Below are 18158 nucleotides of genomic sequence, written 5' to 3'. Positions count from 1 at the left end.
AGCGCATAATAGTCGCTTTTTGATGAATTAAAAAACGTTATGAAACAAACTGTCGAACAATTACTCGAACAGGCTCTCGATGCTCTCAAGAAGTCTTCCACTATTCCACAAGATCTTGACGTTGAAATCAAGGTAGAACGTGCTAAAGATAAAAGCCATGGCGATTTCGCTACGAATTTGGCCTTGCTGTTAGCTAAACCGTGTCGCCAAGCGCCAAGGCAAATTGCTGAATTAATCACGAAGCATTTACCAGCAAGCCAAGCAGTTGAGCGCATAGAAATAGCGGGTCCCGGCTTTATTAATTTTTTCATGCGCGATGAAGCTCGCTCACAAGTGATTGCTGAAGTATTAAAGCACGGTGAACACTTTGGCCGTAGTAATTTAGGCCAAGGACAGAAAGTGATTTTAGAGTATGTTTCTGCAAACCCAACTGGCCCTTTGCATGTGGGGCATGGCCGAGGGGCTGCTTTTGGCGCTACTCTAGCGAATGTTTTAGCGGCTGCTGGGTTTGATGTAACTAGCGAGTACTATGTCAATGATGCTGGGCGACAAATGAATATACTCGCGGTAAGCGTCTGGCTGCGCTACTTAACCCTAGCTGGTGAGGAAATCATTTTTCCTGCTAATGGGTATCGTGGGGATTATGTTTTAGATATTGCCCAACTTATTCTTGAACAATATCAACGGGAATATGTCCATCCTTGGGTTGAGGTACAACAAGGATTACCACCGGACGAACCGCAAGGTGGCGATAAAGAACTTTACATTGACGCAATGATTGCACGTGCTAGAACGCTTATCGGTGAAGCGAATTTTAAACTGTTTCACAGGCATGCCCTTGAATTTGTATTAGACGATATCAAAGAAGATTTAGCCGAATTTGGTGTCCATTATGATTATTGGTTCTCAGAACAATCCTTGTTGGATGGGGGCGCGATAGATAAAGGGATCCAAGCGTTGAAAGAAGCCAATCATACCTATGAGAAAGACGGGGCATTATGGTTTCGTGCGACGGATTTTGGCGATGAAAAAGATCGTGTGCTGATGAGGGCAAATGGCCATACGACGTATTTTGCTTCTGATGTCGCTTATCATTGGAATAAATATGATCGTGGTTTTGCCCGTGTGGTGGATATTTTTGGTGCTGATCATCATGGTTATGTCACCCGCGTCAGGGCAGCGGTCAGAGCATTAGGCCACGATGATAGCGCTTTAGATGTGGTCTTGGTTCAATTTGCTATTCTTTACCGGGGCGGGGAGCGAGTGCAGATGTCAACGCGAAGCGGTTCCTTTGTCACCCTTCGTGAATTACGTGAAGAGGTAGGTAATGATGCGGCACGCTTCTTCTACATCATGCGTAAACCTGAGCAGCATATGGATTTTGATCTGGATTTGGCAAAATCTGAGTCGAGTGATAATCCTGTTTATTATATCCAATATGCCCATGCTCGAATTAGCTCCGTTTTACGCCAATTGCATGAGCGCGGCTTAAGTTGGGATGAAGCTAAAGGCCTTGAAAACATTGATTTACTGGCTGAGCCGCAAGAAGTGGCTTTAATTTCACTAATTAGCCGTTACCCCGAAGTGATTGAAGCTTCGGCAAAGGCGTGTGAGCCCCATCAACTTGCCTATTATTTGCGAGAATTAGCTACTGGCTTGCACAGTTATTACAATGCAGTACAATTGCTGTGCGAGCAAGAGTTGTTAAGGTCAGCCCGGTTATGTTTATTAAAGGCTGTTCGCCAAGTGCTAAGAAATGGTTTACAACTAATTGGAGTATCGACTCCTGAGAGCATGTGATGGCAAGGGATTACGGAAAAAGAAGGCCAGTAAGACAAAAAAGTAGTGCGCCAAAACAATTGTTCTGGATGCTAGCTTCTTTTCTGAGCGGCTATCTGGCTGCAACTGTATTTGATTTTACCAGCTTAAGCAACTGGGTAAGGACAAATATCCTGGCTCATACGAATGAAAAACCTGAGATTCAGGTCGCAACTAAAGAGCCAGAAATACCAAAACCGAAATTTGAGTTTTATACCCTCTTAGCCAAGGGGAATAATACTTCTACTCCTGCATCTAAACCCCCTCTACCTGCTCAGCAGCCAAAACCAATTAGCCAAACAGCAACAACAATAGGTAACGCACCAATTGCGCCAACCGGACAAACAGCAACGCCTACTAAACAACCAGGTACGGTAAAAGTAGCTGTGGTAGAAAGTAAGCCGGTTACTCCTGTAAGCGCAAGCAAAGAAGCCTATCAAATACAAATCGCCTCCTTTAAAAACCGAAAGGATGCTGAGCACATGAAAGCTGCACTGACTTTAAAAGGTTTTGATGTAAGTGTTGTACCTGTCTCACAACCGCAAGGTAATTGGTTCAGAGTTATTGTTGGCCCCTTTGGTTCGCGTATGGCTGCTGAAAAAGCACAGCTAGTCTTGGCACAAAGTGAACGGATTAAGGGAATGATTCGTAAGATGGACGCTTAAGTATTCTAAAGTTTCTCCATCCGAGCTACTTGGGGTGTGTTGACAAATACAACAGACCCTAATCAATTAGGTAGTTAGCCCTTCTGTATGCCGCCGGACAAGCCGCGGCATATAGGCGGCAGGAATGAATTGCCAACAAACCCTCATCGTACTTCACCATTGAAGGGACTGGGATGTAGATGATGTCAACAGCGTGTCATGCTCATTTGGTAATTCCGGTGATCGATTGCGAAGGTGTTGGGTAAGTCCGAAAGAAAAGCTGGAGTCATGCTCAACCGGGGATTGCAACCTACTCTTTTTCTCTGAATAAACGGTCGGATTAACGGCTTCCCCATCCGCCGAATTGTCCATACAATTATTCACAAATAAATGAGAAGCAACCAATAAACTAAACAGCCCAAATAAGGTTGCACCTGCTAACACACAAGTGCTACTCACAGCCAAAGCGGCTCCTGCAGTGAATACAACGGGGAGGGCTAATCCGCCAGTTGCTATTGTGGCAATAAGTACCGCACCGATGAGTAAACTGGTTGCGCCAACGATTAAACCTATAGACAGATCGGAAGCTAAAAGTCGTTTTGGCCAGGAAGTATTTTTATCTAAGGCACTATCAATAGACAATCGAACTCGGTAAGAATTGAATAAAGCGAGAAAAGTGGTTGATAACATGATGGTTAAAGGAATAAGTGGAGTCACAGCAATCCCAGCGATTGAAAAACTAATAATGAACGCTAAAAAAGCCACTGAGCTGTAAGCCAATAACCATTGGTTTTGTAGAATATTTTTTTTCAAAAAAAGATTAAGCTTGTTATGTTGAAACAGATATTTTAATGAGCCATTTAAACTAATATCAGTAAAAAAAGCAGCTTTGTCATTGGGTGTTATCGCACAACTGACACCACCTTTGTCAGAGACAATCCGAGCGCAAGGCGCGTCATTTAAGCCATCCCCTACAAACCAAACGCCTCTAGGGTTGTCAGTTTTGGCCATGAATTGTGAAAGAAAATTTTCTTTATCTTGAGGTGTTTGTGCAGCGTGAATATTTTCCTCATCAAACAAAGAGCCTATCTGGTGATTAAAACCGCGTGCTGATGATTCACTATCTCCAGTTAGCATAATGAGGTTTACCTTTTGTTCTTTTAAGCGTTTAAGTATTTTTTCTATACCTTTTCTTGGTTCATGGCGAATAAAAATGACACCCTGATAAACATTATTTTCGCCGATATAGATGGGTGTAACGCCGGGTGGAATTTCGATTTTGGGGATGGCTATGTCTGCCTGTCTAAAATAGTCAGCATTGCCAATGTGAATTTTTACCCCTTGTACGTTGGCTGATAACCCGCGGTTTTTAGCGTCCAGAACTTCATCTTTCACTTCTGCAAAAAGCGAGGTAGGTTTATTTTTCCAGTAATGGGTAATGGCTTTAGCGATGGGATGTCCCCCTCCATGCTTCTTTTCCAATAAATAAATACGCTCCCATAACGCTTCGGAAATACCTTCAAAATGAGCAACTGTACTGTTACCAGTAGTTAATGTCCCTGTTTTATCAAAGACAAGCGTATGTATTCCATCGGTACGGCCACATACCGTTTCATCACGCAAGTGGATCCCTTTATTACCTCGATGGAAAATACTAAGCAAGTTAGGAAGTTGGTGCGCGATAGCGATAGTGCAAGGACAAACGGCAAACAAGATACCCATCACATTTTGTAGGAGTAAAGGGACGGTGAGTATACCTAAGGCTAAAGGTGCAGCGACGGAAGCGATAATCCCCGCAAAAATCAATCCGGTATAAAGATAAGTAAACTTAGAGGTTGTTTCGGGAGGGGTATTTTCCCGAGCCCGATTAGCACGGAATAATATCTTATTGATTGTGCTGCCGTAAGCATCTTTTTTAGCATAGACCGTAACGGTTCGGCCTAAATTGATTGCGCCTGCGGGAATAGAATTCAAAACCGTTTTATCAAGTTGCGATTCTCCCGACAAAATGGATGCATCGATAATCGTGTCACCCCTTATGAGGACGCAGTCAACTGGGAAACATTCGCCTCGTTTGACGACGATACACATCCCCTCCTTAAGTTCATCGGTATTTTCTTGGGCTAATTTTTCGCTGGTAAATAAGCCTTGGGTGGCTTCTAGGAATTGCTCAGGATCATGAGCAGATCCCATTAATTTCGCCAAACTTTCCTGCTCAGAGGCAGATAATTGATAACAATCGTACTCGTTTTCCATTTGTGGAAATAAGCTTTCCATTCCTTTAAGACGCATTTTCTTTGATTTATTCAGAACAATACGTTTAATTTCATCCATGCCATTAATTATGGTTATCAGCATGATAGGCATAATTAATCCCATAAATGCCATGGGAAAACTACTTATCAATGGCATATGGATGGCGTGATAAAGGGTATGTGCTAAAGATAAAAACCAGCCAAAACTAATTGTGGTGGTCATATTTGCAAAATTTTTGTTGCGCAAGTTGCGAAAAAAATTGATTAAGTATTCTCTTGCTGTAAAGGCAGTGGTTAAAAAGGAGAGCGTAGTCAAGGCGATCGTTAAAGGTAATGAGGGAGGAAAAGCAAGCCATAAAGCGATGATCGCACCCATCGATAAAAAATTGACAAGAATGTTAATCCAATTAGTTTTTCCTGAACTTTCAGATTGCGACTCTCTGAGATCGGTGATGATTTGTGGACCTTCAGCCTCCTTTAAGCGGGTATCGAGTTCATCTAAGAAAGTAGTTTCTAGGTTTTCCTGAAGCAAAAATTCCTCTTCGCCTTTAATCTTTATTTCTAAACTATGAATGCCTAATTCGTCAGGTTGTGGGTAAATATGGAGTTCTGCATCTTTAGGAAGGCGGGCTTGTTTCTTAAAATCCTCAAACACGTCAGTAAGAATATAGTGAACGGTATTCCCGCATCCTGCATGACACATGATCCCCTGAATTAAGATTTTCTTTTGCAGAATTATTTTTTTTGCCATTGCGGATATCTGTTAAAGAACATGTTGGCCAATATTAAGCTAATTTGTAGTAAACTACCAAATGGAAATTGCGGGTTAAGCGCTTAGCGGGTGACAGTAACCCGCACATCCGCTGCATTCTTAATGGCGCAGGGTTTACTTACAGAGACGGTGACTTGTTGCAAATGAAATTCGGTTTTGATGAGTTGGGCAACTTGATTGGCTACTGTTTCAATGAGTTGAAAGGCATTGGATTCGACGAAATGAGTTACTTGTTGGCAGAGCTTGTCATAATCGATGGTCGTGTCTAGTCTGTCTTCACAAGCACTAAAATCGGCAGGAATGGTGATGTCCAGCAGCAACCGCTGAGAAATTTTTTGTTCCCAGTTATAAACGCCAATGCGCGTTGATACCGCTAAGGCTTTGATTTGTAGGCTATCCACTGATGTGCTCCGATGAGATTGCGCTAGAATAGCAATTACACCCCTTAAGAGCAATGCGTTATACTCGATTAGATTAATGGCTAACCGTTAACAAGTGCTCTGATGTAGTTGTTGCCTGCTCTTTTTCTTGAGGAGGAGGATAAAGAGTGAATTTCATCAAATCATCATAAGAAGCCCTTAGTGCTTTTCTATGGCCTCCTGTAAATACTGGTTCAGCAGCAATTGTTGGACTTAGGTTTAATTCAGTGCCCTCATCAGTTTCTGTTTTTTTCTGTAATGAAATACCCAGTTTAACTTGTGGTTTAGCAGGTTTTGGTGCGAGGAAGAAGCCAAAAACCCTTAACTTTAATACGAGTTTGATTGCTTCCAATAAATTTAATTCTTTATAACCATGTTTTTCAGGATTTTCCAAAGTCTTTTTATAGTCTTCGGGAGATAACATGTTTATCTGGCTAACGTCGGCACGAAAATAGATTTTTCCGTCAAGACCGTAGATTAACAAAGGTTGGGGTTGAGCTTTAGTGTAATCAACTTCAGGTAAAAAGGCTAAACCGCCGTAGTCAGATGCCTCCAATTGCTCGCCTGTTTTCATCAGCCTGGCAATATCACCCAAAGAATTATCCATCCCATTGATGAGCAAATTACTGGTTTCATCATTACTGCGCTTAAAATAAGTTCCATCGCCGTAGGCTTGAGAATCTTCACGAAAGGTAATGTATTCGGATGAGCCTTCAATTTCATAAGGGTTAACAACTCTGACACTATCGGTATTATCTTCGTTATGCATATTGTTAATTAAAATACCACCTAACACTCCAAAACGCTTAGGCATCTCTTCGCGAAGTAAACCAATACGACTCATATGGCCACCCGCGAAGTGATCGGAATAAAAATGCATGGCAAACAAGTCACGGCTAATGGCTAATGCGTGGTAGCGCTGCCAAAGCTCGGTATAGAGCGTTTCATCATTTGCAATTTGCTGAAGTTTGAAATCATATTGCTTAGGATCGCGCTTAATTTGTTCAATAATACTTTGTAATTCTGAAAGGGCATCAGTTGGGATATTTTCGGGGTGATTCTCAGCTAATTGTTTAAAATAAAAGGCCAATGTCGCCATACGCAACGCTGATTCGTGACCTACAACATAAGCACGGGCAGACCAGGGTGCAAAGTGGGCTGAATTTTGGTTTAACTTATCGCTGTACCCTTTGACTGTAAAAGAATAAACCAGTTGTTGAAAGAGTCCATTGAGTGATTTGAAAAAAGGAATGTAGGTTGTATTCTCAATCGCATAAATTTTATCAATATCTGCTTTTTTTACCGTTGGCGAAGCGAGATCCTCATAGGCTTCTCGAAACGCACGTGATTCTTCTTTGGAAACAGCGATTTTAAATAAGGCTTCGTTTTCAGCAATGACATCGCTCGACCTTGCCGGAAGGGTCAACTTATATCCCCATCCTGCCTTGGTGTAATAGTCTCCTGCCATTGCTACAATATCACCAGCGCTTAATTCCAACTTTAGTGGAACAGGAATTCCGTTTACCGTACTCATCATGGTGACGATGAGATTATTTTCAGGATCCTCTGATAAGGTGGTGCTCCCCTTTAGATAGCGATTTTTCAGGGGTTCAATGCGAATCTGATCGCCTACTTGTTTATGTTCGTTTGTTTCCATTTGTCTATTTTTAAAGTGAAGTGTAATTATTTTAATTGGTAAAAATTAAGACAATATTAAAAATCAAAAAACATGCTACAATGAGCGATTTCAAAGTAAGCTGGGTTTTGGCCCAATACTAGACTGGTGCGATTTGCTAAAATTGTTGCTCCAAAGCTCAACCTACAAACGCTAAAATCGTCCTAAATCATTTAAATCTTATTGAAGAATGAGCAATTATGAAAGACCTGGGTGAATCTTTGTTTATTCGCGCACTACATCGTAAATCAGTGCCTCGGACGCCGGTTTGGTTTATGCGCCAAGCGGGGCGTTATTTACCAGAGTATCGCAAGGTGCGTGCCCAGGCAGGCGATTTCTTAACGCTGTGCAAAACGCCAGAATTAGCGTGCGAAGTGACCTTACAGCCGTTAAGACGTTTTCCTTTGGATGCGGCAATTTTGTTTTCCGATATTTTAACCATTCCTGATGCGATGGGGTTAGGTCTGTACTTTGCCGAAGGGGAAGGTCCTTGCTTTGAACACCCGGTACGCGACCTGAAGACAATAGATACGTTGCCGGTTCCGACCGATGAATTAAGTTATGTCATGGATGCCGTAAGCCTCATTCGCCAGGAAATGCCTCAGGATTTGCCTCTGATCGGTTTTTCAGGGAGTCCTTGGACTCTCGCTTGTTACATGGTGGAAGGAGGCTCCAGTCGTGAGTTTAAGAAAGTTAAGCAGCTCCTTTATGGCGAGCCTCAAGCCATGCATCTCCTTCTCGACAAACTAGTTGAAGCTGTCAGTATTTATCTTGAGGAACAAGTGAAAGCAGGTGTGAATGCACTCATGCTTTTCGACACGTGGGGTGGTACTTTGACAACCCAGTGTTATCAAGATTTTTCACTTAGTGCCATGAAAAAAATCGTTGACCGCTTAAAGCGTAAGTACCCTTTGGTACCCATCATCCTGTTTACGAAGGGAGGTGGACAATGGCTTCAGCAAATGGCGGCTAGCGGTTGTGATGCATTGGGTTTGGATTGGACAACTGATCTTAGTTTTGCTCGCCAACAAGTTGGGAAGACAGTCGCATTACAAGGAAACCTTGATCCTTCCGTATTACTCGCCAATACTGAATGTATAAGACACCAAGTAAAAGAAGTTTTGGCGTCTTTTGGCCATGGTTCAGGTCATGTCTTTAATCTTGGACATGGTATAACACCGGAGGTACCGCCTGAGCATGTTGCTGTGATGATTGAGGCGGTGCATGAGTTTAGCCCTAGTTATCATGGTGAAGATGATGATAATCAACAGCAATTTTAAACCTGCTTGGTGGTTAACAAGTTCTCACGGTCAAACGGTTTACCCGACTTTAGCTCGCAACATTAGTGCCCCTGTGGATTCAATGGAGCGGCTTGAGTTGCCTGATGGCGATTTCATTGATTTGGCTTGGGCGATCAATGGACTGGATAGTCAGGCACCTCTAGTTATTTTATTGCACGGCCTAGGGGGTTCAGTTGAATCGAGCTATGCTGCCGGTTTCATGCATGCGTTTAATCGTTATGGTTGGCGAGCAGTACTTATGCATTTTAGAGGAGCTAGCCCGGAACCTAATCGCTTACCGCGAGCCTATCATTCCGGTGATACAGGGGATGTCGATTATTTTCTTAAATTACTTGCCCAACGCGAACCCAAGACTAAGAAAGCAGTAGTGGGGGTTTCGCTAGGCGGCAATGTTTTATTGAAATGGTTGGGCGAGCAAGAAAAACAAACGTTAGTGGATACCGCTGTGGCTGTGTCGGTTCCTTTTGAATTGCGTTTAGTTGCCGATCGGATTGGTCGCGGATTCTCTCGCATATATCAAGCGTATTTATTACGTCGTATGAAAAAGGTATTCGAACGCAAGAAAGCTGTGTTCAATGGTGACGTACCCCAAGCGTTTAAAGACATGGATAAATGGCAATGCTTTTGGACCTTTGATGAATACGTGACGGCACCCTTAAATGGGTTTCCTCACGTCCATGATTATTACCGGGAAGCTAGTTCAAGGCCGTATATCGCTAAAATTACAACCCCCACGTTAATTATCCACGCATTGGACGATCCGTTTATGACACCTGAAGTAGTACCTTCAGAGGAAGAATTATCCAAAGAAGTGACTTTAGAGCTGAGCGCAAAAGGTGGCCATGTCGGTTTTATCACGGGCAATCTACCAGGTAAGCCTGTTTATTGGTTAGAGCAAAGAATCCCTGAGCATCTTAGTCAGGTCTTTAAGTAGATAGAATTAATAGGCGCTTGTTGAGAATTCATCCCTCCATCTCAGTTCCGCGAACAAGTCTCGGCACGAAGGTTGGGGAGATGGATTGTCAACTCGCTCTAGAATTAATAAGCCGGGTTTAAGTCGATCTGCTTGGTGACCCAAACCCATAATCCCGAGCCGCGTGGGTTAGTAAGCAATTGGAAATGCTTATTTGCATTCACCGGCTCGGATCTTTCTTAAGACAACTCGAGCATTTCGCGGTTTTCAGCCTCAATTAAATGGTCAAGCATCCCTGAAGTACGGCGGCTGAAGAAGCCTGCACGAAGCACGTGCTCTGTATCACTTTCCTCGATGAGCTCAGCGAGCGTTTTATTGCTATTGCTTTCATCTGCAATTTTTTGCACTAAGCGTCCGATTGCTATTCTTTTGCCATCTTTACGTTCGTGGTTCATTGAAAAGAAACTCTCTTTTTCCTGCGCTAAAGTGTCCGTATGCTCTCTTAGAGTATCGAGCGCTGATTTGAAAAAACCATGCTGTTGGGTACGAATTTGTGCACGCAAACGTGCTCGTAATTCAGTTATTTGCAAATCTTTGTTATCCACTTGCCGCCGAAGTTCTTGATTATCCCCTTCTTTATCGGCGAGTTGGCGGCGGAGTTCATCTCGCTCCTCCCCTAAAGCTGTGTGCTGTTGGCGCAGCTCGGACAATTCTGTTTCTTGAGTAGCAAACTGTAAATGTAACGTCGATAGTTCTTCTTCTTTAGCTTTATACCCCAACTGGAGCTGAGATAATTCCTCAGTACAAGCCTCATGCAGACGGCGAACCTGGGTTAATTCTGCTCCAACCGACTCATGTTCCAAACGAAGAGAAGATAATTCTTGGTCACGAGCCTCTTGCAATTTGTGAACGCGGGATAATTCTCTTCCCTGGGACTCATATTCCAATCGGAGTGTAGCTAATTCCTTATCACGAGCCGCTTGCAATTCGTGAAGTTTAGCTAATTCTAGCTCTAGGGTTTGATGCAACTGAGTCAGGGCGAAGAACTGTTTTTCTTGCTCTTTGCGCAATTGTTGAAGTTTGGTGTGTTCTTCATATAATAGCTTATGCTGACGCTGTAATTCTTCTAATTCTTCTTCACGCTTTTGGAGTTGTGTGGCGAGTTGATCGTAGCCTTCTTTCGTTTGTGAAAGCATCTCACGATGAAGCGCAATCTGTTGCTTAGCTTCCTCTATATTTTTTGTATAGAATTTGAGATTCTCACGAATTTCTTGCTCATGTTGTGAGATTTTTGATGCCTGCTGCTCATTATGCTCAAGTAGTCGCTTAGTTTCTTCTTCTTTCATTTTCAGTTTGGCTGATAACTCAGAGATTTCAGCCGAAAATTTAAGGCTAGCTTGACTGAAAAGTTTTGATCTTGCTTCTGCGGATTCCAGCTTGATTTGAAGTTGCTCAACCGCAATCTTATCAGCAGTCGTTAGAAAGTCTCTTCCATCAGCTTCTAAGAGATCATCCGCGGTCATTTCTTCCGGTGTTTTTCCTGCGTTATTTTTAGCACGGGCATTGGCATTAATAGAAAGCAGATTATCGCGTAGCTTCATAGCCTTGCTAAGATGTGCTTTGATTTGCTTCTGCTCGGTGACAGTACTCGCGGATCTAAGATGTGCTTGTAACTTATCACAAATCGCATAAGCCAGGTGTAACGCGCTATTGCCATTTTCATCGCGACTGTTGTTTGGATTAACCAAAGTGCGTAAATGAAGTAATTCGGTATCAGTGCAATTCGCATAAAGTCTAATTATCTGTTCAGGCCGCAATAGTAGTTGGCTTAAATGAATGGCGATCCGATGCGGTTCTACCCTTTGAATTTTTGCCCCACCAAATTCAATCAATAATTGTAGGGTAGTTGGGGATAGTGCTTGCAGTGGATGATGGCCGCATCGGCGATTTAGGAAATCATGGATTCCTTGTCTTCCTTCTTGCGCTAATTGAAACAGCTTTTCTTGGGAAGCATCAAAATCCATCGCGCCGACATCACGGGTATTAATATAGATTGTGCGCTCACTATCGGTGCTTTCTAAATGAGTATGTTCTTGATGATAAAGCAGAGAACCAATGAGCGCTGAGAAATAGCCAAACCCCCCATCAATTTTTTTAGCAGCTGCTTTTATTCCTCGTTCAAATTCAAGTTTTTCATCAGGAGTAGCAAGGTAGAGCCCAATGACATTTGGGTTATAAGTTTGCTGTTTACTGCTCATATCCTTATCAAAAGCGCGAACTGGGTAGTTATCCATTACTCCGCCATCAATCAAATCCACGTCCGTATAATCAGGATGAACTTCGCGCGTGAATTCACCAGCTTTATCAACCCGAATATAGTACTTGTGGGGCCTAAAAGCGATTGGGAAAGACATGGATGCCCGAATAGCATCAGCAACAATTGCGTGAGGTGTTTCTTTTGCTGAAAACCACACGGCGTGTGCACGATTTACATCGGTTGCCACCACACGAAGATCTTTAAATCCGGCATCGGCCAAATCTTGGAAAGTAACAAGTTCAGGATGCTCTTGAAGGAAGGCACTGAGCTTAGAATCTTTAATCTTATCTTTGATTCTTGCCCTAATCCAATCTAGGAATATATCACCTTTCATAATTCCTTTATGGGTAGTGACTGTATCAATCAGAGCTTTTGCTTTGCTGACATCACCTGGAGAAAGTGCTGTCCACAAAGCACCACTGGCAATTCCTCCTGAAAAATTAGCAATCAGTCGTTGTAAGGCATCTTTTTGTTGATTAAAGCTTGCATCGATTGGATCGACAAAGTCGAGCAAATTCAAATTACCCATAATCTGCTCTAACTCATCTTCATTGTAACCTAAGGCAATGAGTGCTGCCGTGATAGCGCCTGCTGAGGCACCGGCGACACCGTCAAGGTCATCAAGTTTAAAAAGCCCCTTCTGCGCTGCCTCTTTAATTGCATAAGGGTAGGCTGTTCCTTTTACGCCTCCACCTCTAATAGCGAGCTTGGTATATTTGATAGTAGTTGTGTTTTCTGGCTCGGGCTCAGAGGCAACTAAAGGCTGTGTTAAACTTTTTAATCTTTCTTTGATAGCTGCATCTTCAGTTAATTGTTCTGGCAATCTTCCATCGAGATCGGGAATCGTAAAATCAGCACCGTAATAATTTAAAAGCGTAAAGAAACTCAATTGACCAGTTGCTGCAGCACAATGCGCGGCTGTTTTCCCTGATTCATCTGGGAAATTTGGATTCGCTTTTTCCTTGAGAAGTAAAGCAGCGATATGAGGCTTCCTTCGTATAATGGCGGTATTTAGCCAGGTTGGCTCAAGGTTAACGCCTGAATCCAAGAGCTTTTTGACAAATAGGGCGTGATCAGTATTTTCCTGCACTAAGATTAGTTCTGCCCATTTTTTCCTAATGCTGAGATCAACTTGATTGAGTAATTCTTTGTTTAATAATCCATTAATAACTGAAAAATGATTCGATTTAATAGCTAAACCTACTAGCTCAATGTATTCTTCAAGAACTAATTTGTCATGAACAGCCTCAAAAAATACGCAGACTGCGGTAGGATTCTCTGCAAGTACCTCTTTAAGTAACCCAAATTTATGATGTTCGGGTATGAAAGGCAAAATGGTAAGAAGAAATTCACGTGGTAACTTGTTTGTTAAAGCAAAAGTAACAATATCAGGAAAAGCAACATCTGCTTGCCAATCTTTTTTATTTTCAGCAGCTAATAAAACCAGTAGTTCTTTAATACGGGCGAGGTATTCGCTACGAACAATAGGATCAGTGGTAGTATGATATTTACCTGCAATATAGGGTAGCGGAAAAAGGTTAGCTATCTCTTTAGGCTTTTGATTTGTGGCAAATTGATGGCTGAATAAAGTAGTTAAACTGAATTCAGTTTCGGGAATTTTTGCTTCTTTTGTAATGCTAACAAGCTGTTGTTTAAGATCGTCTTTTTTGTGGCCATCCAAAACGCTAATTAAATTTGCTCCAACACGATAGGTTAAGTTAGGCATTAAATCACCAAAATAAAATCAAAGTGTCGATATATTACTACAAGTAGATAAAATTAGTCCATTACTGGTTGCAATGGACTAATTTTTTTGATAGGGGGCGTAATCTTGAGAAAAAAAACGATAATTTAGGATTTAAATTCCCTCGTTAACTGAATGGCCATTTCTAAGGATTGCTCGTAATTGAGCCGAGGATCTACTAAGCTTCGATAAGCATGTTTTAAATCTTCTTCATTCAAACCCCGGGCACCACCAATGCATTCAGTGACATTATCGCCCGTTAATTCAAAATGAACCCCTCCTAGGTAGCTGCTCATCTCGCGATGAATTCTAACTGCTTGGCGTAATTCACTTAAAATATTGTCAAAATGCCTCGTTTTAATGCCATCCGCCGTTGTCTCTGTATTCCCATGCATCGGATCACAAGACCATGTAACCGGGCATTTTGTTTCTCGAACAGTATCAATAAGAGGAGGTAACAACTTATCAATTTGTTTCGCGCCTAAGCGGGTGATAAGCAACAACCGGCCTTCTTGGTGTTCCGGATTTAAAATCTGAATGATTTCTTTTAGCCACTCTTTTGTTGCACTTGGACCTACCTTAATACCAATAGGATTCTGTATGCCGCGAAAAAATTCCACATGCGCGCTCTCTGGTTTTGCGGTGCGCATGCCAATCCAGGGCAGATGGGTGGATAAGTCATACCAAAGACCATCATGCAGATGGCGAGAGAGGGCTTGTTCGTAATGCAAATGCAAGGCTTCATGAGAAGTGTAGAAATCCACTTTGTTAAGGTTGCTGGAACGAAAACCATCGATCGCTTCTATGAATTCCAAAGACTCGGTTAGGGAGCGCACGATGTCATGGTATTCATCCGCCTGAGGCGAGTGTTCTACAAATCGTAAATCCCAGCGTTGCGGATAGTTTAAATCAGCAAAGCCCCCATCAAGCAATGCACGTACAAAATTGAGCGTCATTGCTGCACAGCTATAGCCTTGAAGCATCAGTTTAGGATTGGGGACACGGGAGGCTGCGTCAAATTGTTGAGAATTAATTAGGTCGCCCCGATAGCTAGGCAGGGTAACGCCATTAATGGTTTCCTGATCAGAAGAGCGTGGTTTAGCATATTGCCCAGCAATGCGGCCAATACGGACAATCGGTTTGCGCATTCCATAAATTAAGATGAGGCTCATTTGCAGCAAAATTTTAAGTTTGCTGCTGATGATGTCTGAACGGCAATCACTAAATGATTCAGCGCAATCTCCTCCCTGCAGGATAAACGCTTCGCCTCGGCCTGCTTTTGCAATCGCGCGTTTTAAATTTTTAATTTCGCCCGAGGTCACTAGCGGTGGGAGTTGGCTTAATTGTTCAACAACACGCTCTAGCTGATTCTGATCCGGATAGGTGGCGGCTTGTTCATAGGAGAACTGCTGCCATGAAGTAAGCGACCATGCCTGCATACGACAAAACCTCTTGATTATCTATAATACTGAGTATGCGATGAATGAACACTTCGCGCAAGTGCAAGCGCTGTTTTTCACTCTAGGAAGATAAAATTCTAGCGATTGCACTTGAATTTTTTTTTGTCGTCCCCAGCTACAGTGACCAATATTTTGGGAGACTCCTATGAACAAAGATAAGAGCAAAGATTGGCGTAAGATAAAAGAAGACAGTGAATTAAACGAAATGGAATCTATTGATGAAGAGGATACTGTAGAGGACGAGGAAGAAGCCGAAAGTGAGGGTGCTTTAGAACACCCAAGTTATACTGCCTTAGAAGAAAAACTGACGTTAGCAGAGCAACAAGCGCATGAAAACTGGGAAAAAGCAGTCCGTGCAACAGCTGAGTTAGAGAATGTCCGTCGTCGCGCTGAGCGTGATGTGGCTAATGCGCACCGCTATGGCCTCGAGAAGCTAATTCATGGGTTTTTACCGGTAGTTGATAGCCTTGAACAAGCGTTGCAGCTGGCTGAGAAACACGCTGATGAAAGCATGCGGGAAGGTTTATCACTCACCTTAAAATTGTTCATGGATGCATTGAAAAAGCTCGATGTCGAACAAATCGATCCACTCGGGGCAGTCTTTAATCCTCAAGAGCACGAAGCGATGTCAATGCAAGAAGTGAAGGACGCTGAACCCAATACTGTCCTGACAGTGTTCCAAAAAGGGTACAAATTAAATGACAGGGTGATCCGTCCAGCACGAGTAATTGTTGCAAAGCCAAAGCCAATTAACGAAAAAGCTTGAAATTAGTGGACTTCATCCCCATATGAGAAACATTGCATATATAAATACATTGGAGCAAGAAAAAAATGGCAAAAATTATCGGAATTGACTTAGGCACAACGAATTCTTGCGTGGCGATAATGGAAGGCGATAAACCGCGTGTTATTGAAAATAACGAAGGTCATCGCACTACCCCTTCAATCGTTGCATTTACGAATGATGATGAAATTTTAGTGGGCCAAGCAGCTAAACGCCAAGCGGTAACCAATCCGGATAATACACTTTATGCGGTTAAACGCTTAATTGGGCGTCGATTTGATGATCCTGTGGTTCAAAAAGACATTAAGATGGTTCCTTACAAAATTATTAAAGCAGAGAATGGCGATGCTTGGGTACGTGTGAAAGGCCAAGATAAGGCACCACCGCAAATTTCTGCTGAAGTGCTACGTAAGATGAAAAAGACCGCGGAAGATTATTTGGGTGAACCGGTGACAGAAGCGGTAATCACTGTACCTGCTTATTTCAACGACTCACAGCGTCAAGCAACCAAAGATGCTGGTCGTATTGCCGGGTTAGAAGTTAAGCGTATCATTAACGAGCCTACCGCTGCTGCACTTGCATACGGTATGGACAAAAAACGCGGCGATTCAGTCATTGCGGTCTATGACTTAGGTGGTGGTACTTTTGATATTTCAATCATTGAAATTGCTGAAGTGGATGGCGAGCATCAATTCGAAGTATTAGCGACCAATGGCGATACGTTCCTTGGCGGTGAGGATTTCGACTTGGCTTTGATTGAATATTTAGCCGCTGAATTTAAAAAAGATACTGGAATTGACTTGCACAATGATCCTTTAGCCCTGCAACGCTTGAAAGAAGCAGCTGAAAAAGCCAAGATCGAGCTGTCCTCTGCGCAACAAACGGATGTCAATCTGCCCTACATCACAGCAGATGCTTCTGGACCAAAACACTTAAACATCAAATTAACCCGCGCTAAACTGGAGTCTCTCGTAGAAAAATTGGTTGAGCGTACTGTTGAGCCTTGCAAGATTGCATTAAAAGATGCCGGATTGAATGTTTCGCAAATTAACGAAGTCATTCTTGTTGGCGGACAAACCAGAATGCCGTTGGTGCAAAAAACAGTACAAGATTTCTTCGGCAAGGAACCACGCAAAGACGTTAACCCAGATGAAGCTGTGGCTATCGGTGCCGCAATCCAGGCTGCGGTCTTGTCAGGAGAAGTCAAAGACATTCTATTACTTGACGTAACACCCCTTTCTTTAGGAATTGAAACCTTAGGTGGTGTCATGACTAAACTGATTGAAAAGAACACAACTATTCCAACAAAAGCAACCCAGGTGTTCTCCACAGCAGACGATAGACAAACTGCGGTGACCGTACATGTATTGCAAGGGGAGAGGGAGCAAGCTTCTGCAAACAAATCATTAGGCCGGTTTGACTTAACAGATATTCCACCTGCTCCAAGAGGTGTGCCACAAATCGAGGTGACTTTTGATATCGATGCCAACGGTATCTTGAATGTTTCCGCTAAAGATAAGGCAACGGGCAAGGCACAATCTATTGTCATTAAAGCATCAAGCGGTTTAAGTGAGGAAGAAGTTCAAGCCATGGTTAAAGACGCACAGTCCCATGCTGAAGAAGATAAAAAATTCAAAGAAATGGCTGAACTTCGAAACCAGGCTGATGGCCTCATTCACAGCAGTGAAAAATCTCTGAAAGATTTGGAGAGTGAATTATCTGCGGATGAAAAATCAAGCATAGAAAAAGCGATCGCAGAGTTAAAAGAAGCAGTAAAAGGCAACGACAAAGCGCTTATCGAAGATAAACTGAAAGTCTTAACGAATGCTTCTGGTAAAATGGCTGAACGGATCTATGCGAAAAAATCCACTGAAAGCCAAACTGCAGCACAAGAAGCTGCTCAAAGTGGTCAGGGTCAACAGGAAGCCAAAGCCGAAGAAGGTGTTGTTGATGCTGAGTTTGAAGAAGTTAAAGAAGAAGAGAAGAAGTAAAAAAGGGATTAGAAGTCATCCCGAATGAAGTGAGGGTTGTCAGGAGTAAGTAGTTTGGGCCAAAA

Annotated in this window: 11 protein-coding genes; 6 read left to right on the top strand and 5 right to left on the bottom strand. The window is 42.7% G+C overall.

Annotated elements, in window-relative coordinates; genetic code table 11:
• Positions 1 to 39: 39 nt before the first annotated feature.
• Both argS and LMI_RS12445 read left to right on the top strand, forming a co-directional pair.
• Positions 40 to 1800, top strand: a complete 1761-nt coding sequence (gene argS / locus LMI_RS12450; RefSeq protein WP_045100084.1) for an arginine--tRNA ligase — start codon at positions 40 to 42, stop codon at positions 1798 to 1800.
• Complete coding sequence (locus tag LMI_RS12445) at positions 1800 to 2483, top strand: SPOR domain-containing protein (RefSeq protein ID WP_045100083.1); 684 nt, start codon at positions 1800 to 1802, stop codon at positions 2481 to 2483. Before argS ends, LMI_RS12445 begins: the two co-directional genes overlap by 1 nt.
• A 153-nt stretch (positions 2484 to 2636) precedes the next feature.
• Here LMI_RS12445 and LMI_RS12440 read toward each other — a convergent pair whose 3' ends face one another.
• From LMI_RS12440 to LMI_RS12430, 3 genes are all read right to left on the bottom strand, one after another.
• Positions 2637 to 5468, bottom strand: a complete 2832-nt coding sequence (locus LMI_RS12440; RefSeq protein WP_052679570.1) for an HAD-IC family P-type ATPase — start codon at positions 5466 to 5468, stop codon at positions 2637 to 2639.
• An 83-nt stretch (positions 5469 to 5551) separates the two neighbouring features.
• On the bottom strand, positions 5552 to 5890 hold the full coding sequence (gene folB / locus LMI_RS12435; RefSeq protein WP_045100082.1) for a dihydroneopterin aldolase: 339 nt from the start codon (positions 5888 to 5890) through the stop codon (positions 5552 to 5554).
• Between the two features lie 73 nt (positions 5891 to 5963).
• Complete coding sequence (locus LMI_RS12430) at positions 5964 to 7565, bottom strand: hypothetical protein (RefSeq protein WP_052679569.1); 1602 nt, start codon at positions 7563 to 7565, stop codon at positions 5964 to 5966.
• A gap of 218 nt (positions 7566 to 7783) precedes the next feature.
• Between LMI_RS12430 and hemE the strand changes: the two genes are divergently transcribed.
• Together hemE and LMI_RS12420 are read left to right on the top strand one after the other, a co-directional pair.
• The gene (gene hemE / locus LMI_RS12425; RefSeq protein ID WP_045100081.1) at positions 7784 to 8863 is read left to right on the top strand and encodes a uroporphyrinogen decarboxylase; all 1080 of its coding nucleotides are present in this window, start codon (positions 7784 to 7786) and stop codon (positions 8861 to 8863) included.
• On the top strand, positions 8841 to 9818 hold the full coding sequence (locus LMI_RS12420; protein ID WP_045100080.1) for a hydrolase: 978 nt from the start codon (positions 8841 to 8843) through the stop codon (positions 9816 to 9818). The genes hemE and LMI_RS12420 overlap by 23 nt, the downstream gene beginning before the upstream one ends.
• Positions 9819 to 10036: 218 nt before the next feature.
• Here LMI_RS12420 and LMI_RS12415 read toward each other — a convergent pair whose 3' ends face one another.
• Positions 10037 to 13840 (bottom strand): patatin-like phospholipase family protein, encoded by a 3804-nt coding sequence (locus tag LMI_RS12415; RefSeq protein ID WP_045100079.1) that lies wholly within the window; start codon positions 13838 to 13840, stop codon positions 10037 to 10039.
• A 125-nt stretch (positions 13841 to 13965) separates the two neighbouring features.
• Positions 13966 to 15297, bottom strand: coding sequence for a 3-deoxy-7-phosphoheptulonate synthase class II (locus LMI_RS12410; protein ID WP_045100078.1), 1332 nt, complete (start codon positions 15295 to 15297; stop codon positions 13966 to 13968).
• 166 nt (positions 15298 to 15463) lie between these two features.
• Here LMI_RS12410 and grpE point away from each other — a divergent pair, with 166 nt between their 5' ends.
• Complete coding sequence (gene grpE / locus LMI_RS12405) at positions 15464 to 16084, top strand: nucleotide exchange factor GrpE (RefSeq protein ID WP_045100077.1); 621 nt, start codon at positions 15464 to 15466, stop codon at positions 16082 to 16084.
• Positions 16085 to 16149: 65 nt separating this feature from the next.
• The gene (gene dnaK / locus LMI_RS12400; RefSeq protein WP_045100076.1) at positions 16150 to 18093 is read left to right on the top strand and encodes a molecular chaperone DnaK; all 1944 of its coding nucleotides are present in this window, start codon (positions 16150 to 16152) and stop codon (positions 18091 to 18093) included.
• Positions 18094 to 18158 lie beyond the last annotated feature (65 nt).

The sequence above is a fragment of the Legionella micdadei genome, from assembly GCF_000953635.1.
In the GTDB taxonomy this organism is placed as follows: domain Bacteria; phylum Pseudomonadota; class Gammaproteobacteria; order Legionellales; family Legionellaceae; genus Tatlockia; species Tatlockia micdadei.
Note: the sequence above shows the minus strand (reverse complement) of the source record. Positions and strands in the feature narration are given on the sequence as shown.